This window comes from Dietzia sp. NPDC055343 (assembly GCF_053645265.1).
In genome coordinates, this window is sequence record NZ_JBSHMJ010000008.1 from 47,377 (window position 1) to 63,397 (window position 16,021).

15 protein-coding genes are annotated in these 16,021 nt (G+C 68.9%); 11 read left to right on the forward strand and 4 right to left on the reverse strand.

Annotated elements, in window-relative coordinates; genetic code table 11:
• Window positions 1-88 precede the first annotated feature (88 nt).
• The 7 genes from ACWIE7_RS05925 (at window position 89) to ACWIE7_RS05955 (ending at window position 8,542) form a co-directional block, all read left to right on the forward strand.
• Window positions 89-1,726 (forward strand): substrate-binding domain-containing protein, encoded by a 1,638-nt coding sequence (locus ACWIE7_RS05925; protein WP_454068799.1) that lies wholly within the window; start codon window positions 89-91, stop codon window positions 1,724-1,726.
• Window positions 1,727-2,016: 290 nt separating this feature from the next.
• Window positions 2,017-2,307, forward strand: a complete 291-nt coding sequence (locus ACWIE7_RS05930; RefSeq protein ID WP_452099318.1) for a DUF485 domain-containing protein — start codon at window positions 2,017-2,019, stop codon at window positions 2,305-2,307.
• Window positions 2,307-3,926 carry a solute symporter family protein gene (locus ACWIE7_RS05935; RefSeq protein ID WP_295649163.1) on the forward strand — a complete coding sequence of 540 codons (1,620 nt, stop codon included), beginning with the start codon at window positions 2,307-2,309 and terminating at the stop codon, window positions 3,924-3,926. The genes ACWIE7_RS05930 and ACWIE7_RS05935 overlap by 1 nt, the downstream gene beginning before the upstream one ends.
• 138 nt (window positions 3,927-4,064) lie before the next feature.
• Window positions 4,065-4,625 (forward strand): hypothetical protein, encoded by a 561-nt coding sequence (locus ACWIE7_RS05940; RefSeq protein ID WP_295649165.1) that lies wholly within the window; start codon window positions 4,065-4,067, stop codon window positions 4,623-4,625.
• Window positions 4,626-4,836: 211 nt separating this feature from the next.
• On the forward strand, window positions 4,837-6,267 hold the full coding sequence (locus ACWIE7_RS05945; protein ID WP_454068800.1) for an aldehyde dehydrogenase family protein: 1,431 nt from the start codon (window positions 4,837-4,839) through the stop codon (window positions 6,265-6,267).
• Window positions 6,268-6,382: 115 nt separating this feature from the next.
• Entirely contained in the window at window positions 6,383-7,498 is a 1,116-nt protein-coding gene (locus ACWIE7_RS05950; protein ID WP_452099122.1) for an NDMA-dependent alcohol dehydrogenase, read from the forward strand.
• Window positions 7,499-7,579: 81 nt separating this feature from the next.
• Window positions 7,580-8,542 carry a tyrosine-protein phosphatase gene (locus ACWIE7_RS05955; protein ID WP_454068801.1) on the forward strand — a complete coding sequence of 321 codons (963 nt, stop codon included), beginning with the start codon at window positions 7,580-7,582 and terminating at the stop codon, window positions 8,540-8,542.
• Between the two features lie 27 nt (window positions 8,543-8,569).
• Here ACWIE7_RS05955 and ACWIE7_RS05960 read toward each other — a convergent pair whose 3' ends face one another.
• A complete protein-coding gene (locus tag ACWIE7_RS05960; RefSeq protein WP_454068802.1) occupies window positions 8,570-9,073 on the reverse strand; it encodes a hypothetical protein in 504 nt (167 codons plus the stop codon).
• 57 nt (window positions 9,074-9,130) lie between these two features.
• Window positions 9,131-10,759: an NAD-dependent epimerase/dehydratase family protein gene (locus ACWIE7_RS05965; protein WP_454068803.1), complete on the reverse strand. Its 1,629-nt coding sequence runs from the start codon at window positions 10,757-10,759 to the stop codon at window positions 9,131-9,133.
• Between the two features lie 239 nt (window positions 10,760-10,998).
• Here ACWIE7_RS05965 and ACWIE7_RS05970 point away from each other — a divergent pair, with 239 nt between their 5' ends.
• From ACWIE7_RS05970 to ACWIE7_RS05985, 4 genes are all read left to right on the forward strand, one after another.
• Entirely contained in the window at window positions 10,999-11,478 is a 480-nt protein-coding gene (locus ACWIE7_RS05970; RefSeq protein ID WP_452099126.1) for a cupin domain-containing protein, read from the forward strand.
• Window positions 11,479-11,543: 65 nt separating this feature from the next.
• Complete coding sequence (locus ACWIE7_RS05975) at window positions 11,544-12,572, forward strand: YncE family protein (RefSeq protein WP_454068804.1); 1,029 nt, start codon at window positions 11,544-11,546, stop codon at window positions 12,570-12,572.
• Between the two features lie 126 nt (window positions 12,573-12,698).
• Window positions 12,699-13,418 (forward strand): alpha/beta fold hydrolase, encoded by a 720-nt coding sequence (locus ACWIE7_RS05980; protein ID WP_454068805.1) that lies wholly within the window; start codon window positions 12,699-12,701, stop codon window positions 13,416-13,418.
• 113 nt (window positions 13,419-13,531) lie between these two features.
• Window positions 13,532-13,957, forward strand: coding sequence for an organic hydroperoxide resistance protein (locus tag ACWIE7_RS05985; RefSeq protein ID WP_454068806.1), 426 nt, complete (start codon window positions 13,532-13,534; stop codon window positions 13,955-13,957).
• A gap of 6 nt (window positions 13,958-13,963) precedes the next feature.
• Here the strand turns inward: ACWIE7_RS05985 and ACWIE7_RS05990 are convergent, their stop codons facing one another.
• Together ACWIE7_RS05990 and ACWIE7_RS05995 are read right to left on the reverse strand one after the other, a co-directional pair.
• Window positions 13,964-15,439: an alpha-L-fucosidase gene (locus ACWIE7_RS05990; RefSeq protein WP_454068807.1), complete on the reverse strand. Its 1,476-nt coding sequence runs from the start codon at window positions 15,437-15,439 to the stop codon at window positions 13,964-13,966.
• Window positions 15,436-15,867: a hypothetical protein gene (locus ACWIE7_RS05995; RefSeq protein ID WP_452099133.1), complete on the reverse strand. Its 432-nt coding sequence runs from the start codon at window positions 15,865-15,867 to the stop codon at window positions 15,436-15,438. Before ACWIE7_RS05995 ends, ACWIE7_RS05990 begins: the two co-directional genes overlap by 4 nt.
• Window positions 15,868-16,021 lie beyond the last annotated feature (154 nt).

Sequence of the window (16,021 nt, forward strand, 5' to 3'; positions counted from 1 at the left end):
GTACTATTCCAGCGCCCGACCCGGATCCCCCTGACGTGGGCGAGTGGCACGGCCCCGGGTACCGCGTGATCAGAAAGGCCGCCACCTGATGGCCAGGCACAGTTCGTCGCCGCAGAGCTCCAATCCGACCGCCCGGCGGGTCGTGATCGTGGGGGCGGTGATCCTCGCCGTCGCAGTGGTCGCAGGGCTGCTGATCTCCGGTTTGGCCAAGGCGGGGATCGGCGGCTTCTGTGGCGATTCCGCCACGATCAGTGTGGCCGCGGAGCCGGACATCGCCGAGCATGTGCGCACGCTGGCCGAGCAGGCCGACAGCTGCCACGACTTCCGGGTGGAAGCCCTGAGTTCGGCCGATATCTCCGCCCGCGTCGCTGACCGCGGCGAGCTGCCCGACCTGTGGGTGCCCGATTCGGCGGTGCGGCTGTCCCAGGTCTCGCACGAGGTTCAGGTGCCGTTCGTCACCGTCCTCAATTCCGTGGCTGCCACGCCCGTGGTGATCGCCGCCCGCGACACCCCGCTCGACTCCTCCACGTGGGCCGCCGCACTGGCCACCCCCGGCCTGACGATGGGCGACCCGGTGCGCTCCGGAATCGCCGACGCCCCGATCCTCGCCGCCACCTCCGAGGTCGAGGCGATGCGCTCGACCGACGACGCCCTGGGGGCGTCCATGGCGGCGCTCGCCCAGGGACAGGCCGGCCGTATGGAGGTGCCGCCGTCCCAGCGCGAGATGCTCGACGCCGTGGTGGCCGACGGCGGGGCCGCGGTGGTGAGCGAGCAGCAGGCGGTGCTGGTGCAGAAGGACGCCCCCGACGCCGGGCTCGAGTTGGTGGTGCCCAGGACCGGCGCGGTGTTCCTCACCTATCCGATGGCCGTGACGGTCCAGGACCCCACCCGTCGCGACGAGGTGACCGGTGCGGCCGAGGCACTGCGTGCGGCCACCACCTCCGAGGAGCACCTCGAGGCCCTGTCCGCGGACGGGTTTCGCACCGCCGACCGCGCTCCGCTCGCCGGCGGCGCCGGGGTGGGCGAGGTCGACGCGCTCGTGGTCCGCGACCCCAACCGTGTGCACACCACGTTGCAGCGATGGCGGCTGCTGTCCATGCCGGGCCGCTCGTTGGTGTTGGTGGACACCTCCGGCTCCATGGACTTCGTGATGCCCGGCACCGACCAGACCCGCATCCAGGCGCTGGTGGGCACCGCCACCGCCGGGCTGGGGCAGTTCCCCGACGACGCCGCGCTGGGCCTGTGGGCCTTCGGCGGGGCCGCCGGCCGGAACGGGCTGCCGTATTCCGAGGTGGCGCCGCTCCAACGACTGGACGTCCCGGTCGACGGGGGTGGCGCGTACCGCGACACACTCGCCGGCGCGCTCGGCACGCTGCCGGGCCTGGTGGGCGGGGAGACCGACCTCTACCGCACCGTGCTCGATGCCCACGACATGGTCCGGGACTCCTACGACCCCAACATGATCAACTCGATCATCGTGATCTCCGACGGCGCCAACGACGCCACGTCCTCGCTCGGTCGGGAGGACTTCCTGGCGCAGCTGCGCGAACGCGTGGACCCCTCCCGCCCGGTCGTGGTGGTGACGATCGGCCTGCTCGAGGACGCCGACCCCGCGACCCTGGCCGAGATCAGCCAGGCCACCGGCGGCAGCAGCCACATCGCCAGGACCCCGGACGAGATCGTCCGGGTGTTCGCCCAGGCGATCGGCCAGAGGGGCGGTGCCTGAGGCAGCCTCAGGTAGCCCTCAGGGCGAGCCCGCCCCCATGTGAGGTGGCCGCATCCCCATGATGGGGGTGCGGCCACCGGGCATTTCGCGACGGTCGGCGGAAACTGTGCGTTTTGTGTGGGCGTCATCATGTGCTGCGTGTCACACTTCCCGGGTCAATGTCTGTGAGTCGCATCACTACCCCGGTGTGGCTTGAGAACCTGAAACGGAGGATCTCCGTGTCCCAACCACAAGACCCGGCGGCCGGGGGCGCCTCACGGCGCACACCGGATGCGGCGGAGTTCGCGGCCATGCAGGCCAGCCCAGAATTCCAGGAACTGCGCAGCAGATTCCGGGCGTTCGTGTTCCCCATGACGATCGCGTTCCTCGTCTGGTACTTCCTCTACGTGCTCCTGTCGATCTACGCGACGGGCTTCATGGGCACCAAGGTGTTCGGCAACATCACCTGGGGCCTGATCATCGGCCTCGGGCAGTTCGTCACCACGTTCCTCATCACCTTCCTGTACATCCGGTTCGCCAACCGGCAGATCGACCCCCGCGCGGAAGCCATCCGCCTCGAGCTGGAAGGTGAGGCTGCCTGATGGACTGGCTGATCAACATTCGTGAACTGGCGCCCGGCGAAGAGGTGGGCAGCACGCTGCTCAACATGGTCGTCTTCGGCATCTTCATCGTGGTGACCATGGCCCTGGTGCTGCGGGCCTCCAAGTCCACAAAGTCCGCCAAGGACTTCTACACCGGCGGCTCGAGCTTCACCGGACCCCAGAACGGCTTCGCCATCGCCGGCGACTACCTGTCGGCCGCCTCGTTCCTCGGCATCGCCGGCGCCATCGCCATCAACGGCTACGACGGGTTCCTGTACTCGATCGGCTTCCTGGTGGCCTGGCTCGTCGCCCTCATGCTGGTGGCCGAGCTCATGCGCAATACCGGCCGCTTCACCATGGCCGACGTGCTGAGCTTCCGTCTCCAGCAGCGGCCCGTCCGCATGGCGGCCGCCCTGGCCACCCTCGCGGTGTGCCTGTTCTACCTGATCGCGCAGATGGCGGGCGCCGGCGGCCTGGTGGCGCTGCTGCTCAACATCAACGACTCCACCGGCCAGGCTCTCGTCGTGGCCGCGGTCGGCGTCCTGATGATCGTGTACGTCCTGGTGGGCGGCATGAAGGGCACCACCTATGTGCAGATGGTCAAGGCCGTCCTGCTCGTCGGCGGCGTGCTGATCATGTGCCTGCTCGTGCTGGTCGCGGTCCGCGGTAACTTCTCGGCGCTGCTGGGTGAGGCCGTGGCCAACTCCGGTAAGGACCTTCTCCAGCCGGGCCAGCAGTACGGCGCCACCGAGACCTCCAAGCTGGACTTCATCTCGCTGTCCATCGCGCTGGTCTTCGGCACCGCCGGCCTACCGCACGTGCTGATGCGCTTCTACACCGTGCCCACGGCCAAGGAGGCCCGTCGTTCGGTGACCTGGGCGATCGCACTCATCGGCGCCTTCTACCTCTTCACCCTCGTCCTGGGCTTCGGCGCTGCCGCCATGGTGGGGCCTGAGGTCATCAGCTCCGCGCCCGGTGGCGTGAACTCGGCGGCCCCGCTGCTGGCCTTCGCTCTGGGCGGCGAGATCTTCCTGGGCATCATCTCCGCGGTGGCGTTCGCGACGATCCTCGCCGTGGTGGCGGGCCTGGCGATCACCGCCTCGGCCTCGTTCGCACACGACATCTACAACGGCGTGATCAAGCACGGTCAGGCGTCGGAGCAGTCGCAGCTGCGGGTTTCGCGGATCACCGTGGTGGTGATCGGCATCCTGTCGATCGTCATGGGCATCGGCGCCATGGGCCAGAACATCGCGTTCCTCGTCGCCCTGGCCTTCGCCGTGGCGGCCTCGGCCAACCTGCCGACGATCCTGTACTCGCTGTTCTGGAAGCGGTTCAACACGACCGGCGCGCTGTTCTCGATGTACGGCGGCCTGATCAGCACGCTGGTGCTGATCGCGCTCTCGCCGGCCGTGTCCGGCAGCGAGAAGTCGATGATCTCGAGCGTGGACTTCTCGATCTTCCCCCTCTCGAACCCGGGCATCATCTCGATCCCGCTGGCGTTCCTGCTGGGCATCATCGGCACGTTCCTCGGGAAGAAGGACGAGTTCCCGGAGAAGCGCGCCGAGATGGAGGTTCGCTCCCTCACGGGTGTGGGCGTGGAGAAGACGATCTCTCACTGATCGCCCACTCCACACGGGGATTTCCCACCGGCCCGCCCGGTCGTCACGAGACGGCCGGGCGGGCCGCGTCATGTCGCGAGGTGGGTGTGAGCGACTACCCTCGGTGAGCACCACAGGAGAATCGGAGGCGGTAAGACGATGTATCCCGGACAGGACGACCAGACCCGACGCATGGGGCACCAGCCTGATTCGCGCGCCTATTCGCAGATGGGCGGCGGCCAGGGTTACGACGACGGCTACGCGACAGGTAGCTACCCGGCCGATGCCGGCTACGAGCCGACCCCCGAACCCAGGCGCGGCCCGCCGGTGGACGTGGGCAAGTTCGTCGGCAGCGTGGTGGCCACCGCGCTGGTCGCGGCAATCGCCGGCTGGCTGATCGCCTGGGTGGTGGAGGCGGTGTTCAACCGCTTCGGCCAACCGTGGGCCAATGGCGGCAATACGCCCACCATGTACGCGATCTACGGTGCGGTGGCGGCGATCCTGGCCGGCCTGCTCTGGTATCTCCTGCTGGTGGGCACGGCCAACCCGCAGCAGTTCTTCTCCTGGACCGTGGGACTGCTGACCGTGGCCGCGGTGGCGCTGCCGCTACTACTGACGGTTCCGTTCCTCGACGGTGTGGCGGCGGCGATCGTCAACCTGTGTATCGGTCTGCCGATCCTGGCGCTGACGAGCGCGTTCTCGTCGACGATCAGGCGGTAGTAACCGCCGGCCGCCGAGCCCGGGGTCGGCCTCCTCGGGGACGTTCGAGCGCGGCTCAGCGAACCGCTGGGTCGCGCTCGCCGCGTGTCCCGGTCCTGGACCGCTGAACTTCTCATCTGCATCGGTTAGCGAATCGAGGCTGTTCACGGGGCCGAATCGCGGTATCGACGTTTTCCAGACACCTGTCAAACTCCGGTGCTACTTTCCGCTGATGACCCTCATCAACGCGGCCTCGGAGTCGCTGTCCGAGCCCCTTCAGCGGCAGCGCGCCGCCCACGTCGCCATCGACCCCGCCACCGCAGAGGAACGTCGCGCCCGGATCCAATCCGTGATCAACCTCGTGGTCGACCACCACGACGAGCTGGCAGAAACCATGGACGCCGACTTCGGCGGGCGTCACCACGGCTACTCGCTCATGAACGACATCGTGGGCTCCCTGGGCGCTCTCAAGCACGCGCGCGACAACCTCGAGACCTGGATGTCCGCCGACCGGCGTCCCGCCTTCGCTCCCTACGATCAGATGGGCGCGCGCTGCGAGGTGCAGTACCAGCCCAAGGGCAGCGTGCTCATCCTCGGCACCTGGAACGCCCCGCTGTTCACCCTGCTCAGCCCTCTCGCCGGGGTGCTGGCCGCCGGTAACCGGGCCGTACTCAAGCCGTCCGAGATCACCTCCCGCACTGCCGAGCTGCTCGCGCGCCTGGCCGCCGACGGGCTGGACCCAGACGTGGTGGCCGTGGTTACCGGCGACGCCGAGGTGGCCCGCGAACTCACCTCTCAGCCGTTCGACCACATCGTGGTGACCGGCAGCAGCGCCGTGGGCCGGGCCGTCATGGGCGCCGCAGCAGACAACCTGGTGCCCGTCACCCTGGAGCTCGGCGGCAAGTCTCCCGTGATCGTCGGCCGCAGCGCCGACCTCGCCGACACAGCCATGAAGATCGCCGTCGCCAAAGCCACCAACGGTGGGCAGATCTGCGTCAGCCCCGACACCGTGTACGTGGCGCGCGAGAGCGTCGACTCTCTGGTTGACGCCGTGGCCGAGGCGTTCACGACGTTGCACCCCACCGCCGGCGGGAACGCGGACGTGGTGGCTGCCGTCAACGACCGGCACGCCCAGCGCGTCGACGCCTACGTGCGCGACGCCGCCGATCGCGGCGCCCGCGTCGTCACGGCCCCGGCGGAAGAGTCGGTCGCGGGGGACCGCCGGCGCCCCCTGCGGATCGTGGTGGACCCGCCCTCGGGTACCGCGATCCGCGCCGACGAGATCTTCGGCGCCGCCATGATCGTGCAGCCCTACGACACGGTCGACGAGGTGGTGGCCGAGGTGGCCGCCGGCCCCACGCCGCTCGCGTTGTACTACTTCGGGAGCGACGACGACGAGCGCGACTCCGTCCTGGCACGCACCCGATCGGGCGGCGTCACGGTCAACAACGTGATGTTGCACCCCGGCATGAACGACGCCCCCTTCGGCGGATCCGGCGCTTCCGGGATGGGGCACTACAACGGGCGGGAGGGCTTCCTGGAGTTCAGCCACGCCCGCACCGTGTTCTTCGCACCTGACGCCGACCCGCGCGGGGAGTGGGGAATGCTGCCGCCGTACGGGGAGCACTTCACCGCCGCTATGCGGGCACAGATCACGCCCTGACCGGACCTGTTCCACTTTCGACCACCGCGGCGGTCTCCGTCTGACGCTGCTCGTTCATCGCGGTGGCGCCGAGCCGGCGCCGCCGCGGACCCACCCGTACCCCGAAGGGACACATATGAAGACCCGTGGCGCGATCATCCGCCAGGCACCCGGCACCTACGAGGTGGTCGACCTCGAACTCGACGACCCGCGGCAGGGGGAGATCACCGTCCGCATGGTCGCGGCCGGGCTGTGCCACTCCGACGACCACATCGCGAGCGGCGACCACGCCGTTGGCTCCTACCCGATCTGTGGCGGCCACGAGGGCGCCGGCGTGGTGGTGGCCGTGGGACCTGAGACACACGGCTGGACCGAGGGCGACCACGTGGTGTTCTCGTTCCTCGCCGCCTGCGGCCGCTGCCGCTGGTGCGCCCAGGGACTGCAGAACCTGTGCGACCGCGGCGCCGCGATCATGGGCGGAACCCGGCCCGACGACCCCACCAGCTTCCGTATGGACCTCGACGGCGCGCCCGTCGCGCAGACGTGCGGGCTGTCCACCTTCAGTGAATACACGACCGTGAGCACCGACTCCGCCGTCAAGGTGGACCCCGAGCTGCCGCTCGAGGTGCTGTGCCTGCTCGGCTGTGGCGTGGGCACCGGCTGGGGTGCCGCCGTGAATTCCGCCGAGGTGTACCCGGGGCAGACGGTGATCGTGCAGGGGATCGGCGGGATCGGAATCAACGCTGTGCAGGGCGCGGCCCACGCCGGGGCCTCACGGATCATCGCCGTCGACCCGGTCGAATTCAAGCGGTCCAGCGCGCTGGAGTTCGGCGCCACCCACGCCGTCGCCGGGATGGACGAGGCCACGGAACTGGCCCGATCGTTCACCAACGGGCAGGGCGCCGACGCCGCGATCGTCACCGTGGGCGTGACCACCGGTGAGCACATCGCGCAGGCGTTCTCCGCGATCCGTAAGGCGGGCACGTGCGTGGTGACCGGGCTCGGCTCGATGACCGACGTGGGGATCCCCATCAGCCCCATGGAGCTGACGCTCTATCAGAAGCGACTGCAGGGATCGCTGTACGGCTCGTGCGCTCCGACGTCCGACATCCCGTGGCTGATCGACCTCTACGGGGCCGGCAAGCTCAAGCTCGACGAGCTGATCACCCGGACCTACACGCTTGACGAGATCAACCAGGGCTTCACTGACATGCGTGAGGGTCGCAACCTCCGCGGCGTCATCAGCTTCTAACCCGCGCCCGCCCGGAGCGGATGACTTCCCGGGCGGGCGGCGGTCCCGTCTTCTCCTCGACCCTCCTCTCGAAAGGCACTCGTGAACACGTCGTCCATCCGCACCGTCTCCGCGCTCGGATTCACCGCTGCACTGGTCCTGGCCTCCGGTGGCACTGCAGGCGCCGCCGATATCGCGACCAGCGCCGTCACCGCGTCGGGATCCGTCGAGACCGCCTCAGGCAGCATCGGTAGCTCCGAGCCGGTGGACGATCACGCGCGGCAGATCGCGCTGAAGGGCGCCATCAACGTGCGCGAGCTCGGCGGGTACGCGACCGCGGACGGTCGGTCCGTTGCCTGGGGCGAGGTCTTCCGCGGCGGGGACCTGAGCGGCCTCACCACCACGGACGTCGAGAAGCTGCAGTCGGCGGGCTTGACGACGGTGGTGGACTTCCGCGGCGCCGATGAGATCGCGAAGGACGGCTCGGCCCCCGTGCCGGGCACCATCGATCTGGTCAACATCCCGGTGCTGGACGAGACCACCCAGGCACTGGCCGAGGCGCTGACCGGTGTGCTGCAGGGCGGAGACCCGGCGGTGGTCGAGGAGATGCTCGGTGGCGGCGAGTCCCAACGGATCAAGGACGAGAGCTTCGTGGCGCAGCTCGACCAGCCCGAGGCCATGGCCGGCTATGCCCGCACTCTCGAGTTGATCGCCGAGCGGCCGGGCGCGCTGATCTTCCATTGCACCGCGGGTAAGAACCGCACCGGCATGATGAGCGCGATCCTCCTGGGGATCCTGGGCGTGCCCGATCAGACGATCATCGACGACTTCGTCCTGTCCAACGAGTACCTCCGGGAGCACTACGCCAAGACGTACGCGTTCCTAGAGAGCAAGGGCGTGGACGTGGAGTTGATCCGCCCGCTCACCGAACAGTCGCCGAGCAACATCCAACCGGTGCTGGACGCCGTCCACGACCAGTACGGCGGGTGGGACGCATTCGCCACCGAAGTCATGGGGCTGGACTCGGCAACCCTGGACACGCTGCGGACCACACTCCTGGTGTGAGGGGGCGGGGCGAGCCCGGCGTGGGGACTACGACGGCGTGGGGTTGGTGAGCCACCAGACCACCACCTCATTCGCCAGCTTTCGGATGGGGTCTTCGCCTGTCGAGCCGTCGCCCCATCGCGGGAGGTCCACCCAGAGTCGCATCGGTGCTCCGCTGCCCACCGGGACATCGACGTGGGCGAGCGGGCGCGGCGTCGACCCCAGATCGTGTCGGCTATCAGTCCAGCAATTGATCACCGGGACGAAGCCGGTCAGGCAGATCACCTCATCGCGAGGGCCCACCGGTGTCAGGACCCGGGTGCCGGGGACAGCCGGATTCCAGAACGCCGGGTCTGCCGGCCCCAGCACATCGTTCACGGCCTGGGGCAGACCGCGGGCCGGGCCCGGCATCGGCGCCGCTGCGGTTACCGGAGCGGCCACAGCGGCAGCGGAGGCCAGCAGGCCCGCTGCTCCGGCGGATGCCACAGCGATGCGGAGTGGATGCCGCGAGCGGCCGATGGTGCGGGCCTGCGGCCCGGGGCGGTTTCTCATTCACCTACTGTCACAGAGTTGATCAGGCAGCGGGCCTGATTCCTTGACCAGCGATCATCACTCCGCAGAGATGCGGAAGGCGTCATCGGCGACGTGATGGTGGAGTCGACCGAAGATGTCGGCGTGCTCACGGGCACGGTCGGCGAGGGTGGTGAACAGCTCCACGGGCAGGCCCAGGTCCGGCGCGAGCGCGGCGAGGGTCTCCCAGCCGCCGAGCTTGCCCACCACGGCGCTACGCATGAGCTCCACCTCCAGCACCGGGGTCATGGGGGAGCTGGTCAGGCGCTCGTTGAGCTTGAGCCGCCCCGCCTTCTCCGCGACCGCGGCTACGGCCTGCCGGTGGGGGCGCCGGCGCAGGTGTAGGGAATCGATCAGCTCGGCCAGGAACTGGCGCTCGCTGACGATGTCCTCGGCGACCGTCGCCAGATCCGGGCCCAGATCGGTGTCCGCGAAGTCCCGGGCCATCCGGCGGGCCCGGCCCAGGCCGGCCGTCGCGCCCGTGAGGTGGTCCGACAGGTACAAGGCCAGCACGTCGCGCTCCAGGTGTGCCGGCAGACGATGGGCCGAGGATTCCTCGCCAGGGCCCGTGACCCCGGACGGGTCGGCCCCGCCGGGCGGCGACTGATCCACCGGCCACTGCTCACGCGGCCGCATCGGCGGGCTCGCGGTGCCCTGTCCGTCAGCGATCCCGGTCAACAACTCACGCAGCGTCTCCGCTGCCTCGTGCCGCGGCTGCCACCCCAGCTCGTCGCGGGCCCGCGAGCAATCCATCAACGGAACCCGCATCCCCATGTCCAGCCAGCCCGGATTCGCGGCCACCGCCCGGGCCTTCCACGCGACCGCCACCGCGGGACGGATCAGCGCGGCAGGCACCTCGAGGTACCGGCCGCTGTCCACGACGTCGGCCAGCTCCTGCGCCCGGAGTACCGGCTCTGTCGCCACGTTGAACGCCCCCGTGGCCCCCTGCACCAATACCCGACAGAACGCGTCGGCCAGATCGTCCGCGTGTACCACCTGCACCCGGATCCCCGCCGGCACCGGCAACAGTGGGAGAGTGCCCGGCCGCAGCGCCGCCGCCGGCACCAACGCGCCCAGGAAGTAGCGGGTGATCTCGGCGCCGGCATCGGCATCGAACACCAGCGCCGGGCGAACCCGGGTGATCAGCAGGTCAGGGTGCTCGGTCTGCATCTCGTCCAGGACCCGCTCCTGCGCCGCCTTGTCCACCGCGTAGTGCGATGACTCCGCAGCGCCGCCCACGGGCCACGATTCGGGGCGCGGGTCGTCGTCGTCGACACCCGAGTACGCTCCCACCGACGACGACACCACCAGATGCCCGACATCCGCTCGCACGCAGGCCTCGGCTACGCGGCGCGTGCCCTCCACATTCACGCGGCGTAGCAGTTCGCGCTGGTGATTCGGCTGGATCAGCCACGCCAGATGCACCACCGCGTCGCAGCCCCGCAGCACCTCGGCCAGGTGGTCGACCACCCGGTCCTCGTCCCGGTCGTCGCGCGTGGGGACGGCCAGATCCACCGACTCCCACCGCGCTTGGTCGTACGGCGCACGGCCTGCATCCGGCAAACGGCGGGCCACACCAAGCACCTCCGTGACCTTTGGCTCCTGGCCCAACGCCCGCACGACCGCCGTACCGACGTTGCCCGTTGCCCCGATGACCGCGACCTTCATGACCGCCACCCCTCACGAAGTTGGCTGTTCGTTGCTGCGCGTGGTTTCAGTGTGCGGGCGGCCGGGCTGATGAGCATCCGGTCGAGAGGGCGCGCACTCGGTTCGGCAGAGCCCTAGGCTCCGAGTTCGGATCCATCTCGCCTTTCGTGACGTTTTCTTTACGCTATGCGGCGACCTGCACTAATGTTTGACCGAGCTGGCCAAACCTAGTCAGTCCGAGCGGACGCGAGGAGTCGGCCATGCCGCACCCACCGATACGAGTCGGCGTCGCGCTGGCCGGCGGGGCTCTCGCGCTGGCTCTGGCCGCGTGCAGTCCCGAACCCGTTCCGGACCCCGCGGTGGGGCTTGAGCCCGTCCGAGTCCTCGACATCGCCGAGGGCGACCAGGACCAGGCCGTTGAGGTGGACGTAGACGGCGGTACCGACGGAGTGCAGGTGATGTTCCGCCAGATCACCATCGAACCGGGATCCGGAACAGGCCTGCACTGCCACCACGGACAACTCGTCGTGGTGGTGGAAGAGGGCCAGCTCACCCACTACGCCGACGTCTATCCCGGCGGCGTCCACGTCTATCGCGCCGGCGACTCGGTGGTCGAAGGCGCCCGCTACGTCCACGAGGGGATCAACGAGGGGCCTGAAAACCTGGTCCTGATGGTCACCTACATCACGCCCGAGGGAAAGCCGCTCGCGGAAACGGATCTGACGCAATGCGAGGGGTGAGAAGGCGGCGGTGCCGCTCCGCAGTGCTTGCCGCCGCCGTGGCTCTCTCGCTCGCTCTTGCTCCCATGGCGTCCGCCGCCAGACTCATAGGGCCGGTTGAGGGATCGCCCGGGGGCTACTACGTCGATACTGCGGTATCCCCGAACGGGGCGTTTGTCTATGCCGCCCACGGTGACGAGGGACAGCCGCGGATCTCCATGGTGGAGACGGCCACCGGACGGGTGGCCTCGCAGCACTCCTACCCGGGTTGGACAACCAGAAAGCTGCGCGACCTGGCCGTCTCGCCAGACGGCGCCACCGTTTACGCCACTTCCTTCGGGCAGCAAGGCGAGCTTCTGAAACTCGACGCCACCACTCTCGACCTGATCAACGACGTCAGTGTGATCAGTACCGAGCCCACCGGCGTAGTGATCTCTCCGGATGGTGCAGAGGCCTATGTTTCGAGCCCGACCGGGGTCACAGTGGTGGACACCGCGACCATGAACCAGGTCGGCTACATCAGGACGGCCGGGTCGGTTTACGGCATGGCCATTTCCCAAAATGGGAATCGACTGTCTGTCTCCTCCCGTCGCGAACGGGGGTCCCGCACCTCGATCCTCGAGATCGCCGACACCCGGACCCGAGACGTCGTCAGCACCGTCGACGGCCCACCCTCGCCGCCGTTCGACCTCGGCTGGAGGTTTGATTACTTCCGAGAATCCGTAGCGCTGAGCCCCGATGAATCGCTGGCGTACGTCGCGATCGACACCACCGTGCTGGCGTATGACGTGCGGTTCGGAACGGTGACCGCCCTGGACACCGCGGGTTACACTACCTTTGACCTGGCGATCCATCCCGGGGGAGACGAGCTCTATGTGGTGACTGACCAGGGTCTGCGGATTGTTGATGCGGTGACCGGCAGCGCCGAGGTTATCGGGGAACTGGGAGTCCGCGATGCGGGCACGATTGCGGTGACCCCCAGTGGGCAGCGCGCGTACGTCTCTACGGGGCACCAAGGCGCGATCATGGAGTTCGCGCTCGATCACGCGCCGGAATTTGGAGACGGCCATGAATCCGCCGGATCACTCGATCGAATCTTCACATTAGGCAGTTGATCTTTCGGCTCGTGTCGCTCTGACGGAGTGAGCGGGATGCGGGTGACGGCGTCGTCGTACTCGCAGGGCCACCGGAGCGTGCGCGGCCGGTGTCCCGAGAGATGTGTCCCGCGTAGGGTCCCGGGCATGACCGAGCTTGTCCTTCTCCCTGGCCTGCACGGCGATGCGCAATCGTGGTCTCCCGTGATCCATGCCCTGCCGAAGGACCTCACGGCGAGGGCTCTGGACCTGCCAGCGGCGCCAGACCTCGACGTACTCGTGGACGAGGTGGCAGGACAGATTGCGCCCGACAGTGTGGTGGTGGGGCATTCGCTCGGCGCAGTGGTGGCCATGCACCTCGCCGAACGGCACCCGACTCTGGTGGCCGGGCTCGTGCTGTTGACCGCGCCCGTGGGGGCGGAGGATCCGGATGCGGCTGCCTCCCGGGCGGCTCGAGCGGCGGGGTTGAGCTCGGACGCGTATGAGGAGATCGCCCTCGACGGCATGGAACTTGTGTACTTCGACGACCGTGGCCTGGACCCGCAGGTGCGGGCCGAGCGGCTGCGCGCAGCACGCGGGTACGGCCCGGCGCGATTTGCGGCCCACTCAGTGGCGCTGGGGGCGCGGGCAGATCGCAGCTCGTTCCCCGCGCAGGCTCCGTGCCCCGTGCTGATCGTCGGTGCGTCCGACGACCAGGTGGTGCCGACCGCCGCGCAGCGCGCGTGGGCAGTGGCCAATGACGCTTTTGGCGGGGACGGCCCGGTCTCGTACGTGGAGATCCGCGAGACCGGGCACATGCTGCCGGTGGAGGCGCCGGAGGAACTGGCTCGCGAGATCCACGCATGGGTGCGCGAGGCAGTGGGCTGAGCCCGGCGGTTGCTCGCCGGTGGTCGCGGGTTCCGTCCTAATCCGGTCGGCGACCCCACCTGCCGCCGCGGCGTACGTTTGGCGGCAGCACACCCATCACGAAGGAGACTGTCATGGCAGACGCGTTGTACTCCGTCGAGGCATTGTCCACCGGCGGAGGCCGGGACGGGCACGTGGCCACCGCCGACAATGCCGTGGACCTGGAGATGGCCCCGCCCACAGAACTCGGCGGGTCAGGCAAGGGCAACAACCCCGAGCAATTGTTCGCCGCAGGATTCGCCGCCTGCTTCCACTCGGCGCTGCAGAGCGCCGCGAGGACCAGGAAGGTCGCTATCGACGGCTCGTCCGTGGGAGCGCGGGTCTCGCTCCTTCGCTCCGGTGAAGCCAGCATCGACCTGGCCGTGGACCTCGAGGTGATCCTGCCCGGGGTCGAGACCGAGCAGGCGAACGAGCTGGCCAAACTCGCCCATGAAATGTGCCCCTACTCCCGGGCCACCGCCGGCAATATCGAGGTCTCCGTGAGCGTCGCCGAGGACTGACTTCAATCAAGCCGGAGCGTTTGCGTTCACCTGCCCCGACAGCCGGATCACGTGCGCCGGCGACACCGGCAGACGCTCCGGCAGTCGCACGCGGACACCATCGTCGTTGGCGGTGATCTCCAGCGGCTGCCCGGTCGACACCAGCAACGCCGAGGCATCCGGCCCGGCAGAGACACCCGGCACCACCAGCTCACGGGAGGTGGGGGTTCCCAGGGTGATCACGTTGACGTCCGTGCCGGTGAGGGTGAACCGCAGCTCGGTGCCCTCGCTCGCGGTGGCGGCGGGACGGACCCACGGGCGGCTGCCGCGAATCGCGCTGCCGTTCTCGTGCAACCAGCGCCCCAACGCCCGTAGAGGGGCCTGCTGCTCGGGCGGCACCGACCCGTCAGGCAAGGGACCCACCCCGAACAGCAGGTTGCCGTTCTTGCTCACCACGTCCACGAGCATGTGGACCAACTCATGCGCCGGCACGATGTCCGCCGGATCCTCGTTACGGTTCGCGGCGAAGGAGTTGCCGATCCCGCGCGTGGTCTCCCACTTCTTGGCCACGATCTCCTCGTAGCGGGCGTACTCGGGAGTCGTGAAATCGTGGTGCGGGGTCGCGGGGAAGGTCAGCTCGCGGTGCTCGGCCGGGATCAGCTTCCACACCAACTGCACCAGGCCGGCCACCCCGCGGACCACCGCCTCGGTCCCGCCGCCGCGCTTGAGATCCGTCTGCGCCCAGCGGTCGTTCACCACCCCGTCGGGCACCGCGTCGTAGAAGTCGGAGAACAGGCTCGGCAGGTCGGTTGTGGCCGGCCAGCCGATGTCGTTCCACAGGATGGCAGGGGAGTAGCGGTCGATCAGCTCCCGGACGTGGTCCTCGGCGTAGCGGGCGTAGCCCGGATCGGCCGGCACCGCGAGCACCGAGTCGGCCGGGCCCGTCAGGACCGCATCGTTGAACGGCCAGTCGTACCCGCCCGAGTAGTACAGCCCCGTGCGCATGCCGCGGGCCCGGACCGCCCGGTCTACGTCGCCCACCAGGTCGCGCGGCGAACCGTACGTACCGAGCTTCGGGTGCGGATGGTCCGACGGCCACAGCGTGTAGCCGTCGTGATGCTTGGTCGTGAGCACCACATACCCGGCGCCCGCAGCCTGGGCCAGCTCGGCGATCTGGTCCACGTCCGCCGTCTCGGCCTGACGCGAGAACTCCTCCGAGAAGCGGCGGTAGCTGTAGTCGGCGCCGTACGTGGCCTCGTGATGCTCCTGGGTAGGACTGCCCGGGATCTGCATCGTGTTGAGGTACCACTCGGCGTACGGGTTCTCCTTGAGCATCCGGCTCGGCCCGCCGTCGCGCAACAGTTCCTGGATGTCCGGCACCCGCGGCGCCCACTGGGGCACCGAATACGGGCCCCAGTGGATGAACACGCCGAGCTTGACGTCGTCGTACCAGGCAGGAAGCCTGCGGCCCTCGAGCCGCTCCCAACCGGCGGCGTCACTCATGCCGACACGAGGGTGTTGAGGCGCTGCTCCAGGAACTCCGACGCCGACTGTCCGTACGCCAGCACCAGCGCCACCACGTTGGCGGCCAGGAGCAGCCACGCCGAGACCATTGTGAAGTCCGCGAGCACGCCCAGCAGCGAGAAGAACGCGAACACCGACAGAACCAGCCGGGCCCAGCCCGCGCCGTCACGGAGCTTGACCGCGGCCACCACCTGGACGGCCATCGCGATCATCGCGGCGATCGCCAGCATCCAGCCGAACCAACTGAACGCCTCGCCGGGCGGGAGGTCGTCCATGCCGGCGTTGAGGTCGGCGAAGACCACCAGGATCTCGGTGGCGGTGAGGATGTTGGCGACGGTGAATGTGGTGAACAGGGCGGTGAACATCCAGATCCAGGACGCTGCAGAGACGGAAGAGGGACGTGCCATGAGAACTCCTCGAGAGGGGAAGGGGTCGCGCCGGGCCCGGGTCGGTCGTCTCGATCGCCGGACCTGGCGCGGTAAGAGTGAACTCATCGTGCGTGGTGGGGCGGGCACGGGTATAGAGTGCGACACACCTGTTTTTTCGCCGGACGGGAGAGCC

Bases quoted from the DNA above. Each gene is read 5' to 3' on its own strand.
- ACWIE7_RS05925 (WP_454068799.1), top strand. From the start codon at position 89: ATGGCCAGGCACAGTTCGTCGCCGCAGAGCTCCAATCCGACCGCCCGG.
- ACWIE7_RS05930 (WP_452099318.1), top strand. From the start codon at position 2,017: ATGCAGGCCAGCCCAGAATTCCAGGAACTGCGCAGCAGATTCCGGGCG.
- ACWIE7_RS05935 (WP_295649163.1), top strand. From the start codon at position 2,307: ATGGACTGGCTGATCAACATTCGTGAACTGGCGCCCGGCGAAGAGGTG.
- ACWIE7_RS05940 (WP_295649165.1), top strand. From the start codon at position 4,065: ATGTATCCCGGACAGGACGACCAGACCCGACGCATGGGGCACCAGCCT.
- ACWIE7_RS05945 (WP_454068800.1), top strand. From the start codon at position 4,837: ATGACCCTCATCAACGCGGCCTCGGAGTCGCTGTCCGAGCCCCTTCAG.
- ACWIE7_RS05950 (WP_452099122.1), top strand. From the start codon at position 6,383: ATGAAGACCCGTGGCGCGATCATCCGCCAGGCACCCGGCACCTACGAG.
- ACWIE7_RS05960 (WP_454068802.1), bottom strand. From the start codon at position 9,073: ATGAGAAACCGCCCCGGGCCGCAGGCCCGCACCATCGGCCGCTCGCGG.
- ACWIE7_RS05965 (WP_454068803.1), bottom strand. From the start codon at position 10,759: ATGAAGGTCGCGGTCATCGGGGCAACGGGCAACGTCGGTACGGCGGTC.
- ACWIE7_RS05970 (WP_452099126.1), top strand. From the start codon at position 10,999: ATGCCGCACCCACCGATACGAGTCGGCGTCGCGCTGGCCGGCGGGGCT.
- ACWIE7_RS05975 (WP_454068804.1), top strand. From the start codon at position 11,544: ATGGCGTCCGCCGCCAGACTCATAGGGCCGGTTGAGGGATCGCCCGGG.
- ACWIE7_RS05980 (WP_454068805.1), top strand. From the start codon at position 12,699: ATGACCGAGCTTGTCCTTCTCCCTGGCCTGCACGGCGATGCGCAATCG.
- ACWIE7_RS05985 (WP_454068806.1), top strand. From the start codon at position 13,532: ATGGCAGACGCGTTGTACTCCGTCGAGGCATTGTCCACCGGCGGAGGC.
- ACWIE7_RS05990 (WP_454068807.1), bottom strand. From the start codon at position 15,439: ATGAGTGACGCCGCCGGTTGGGAGCGGCTCGAGGGCCGCAGGCTTCCT.
- ACWIE7_RS05995 (WP_452099133.1), bottom strand. From the start codon at position 15,867: ATGGCACGTCCCTCTTCCGTCTCTGCAGCGTCCTGGATCTGGATGTTC.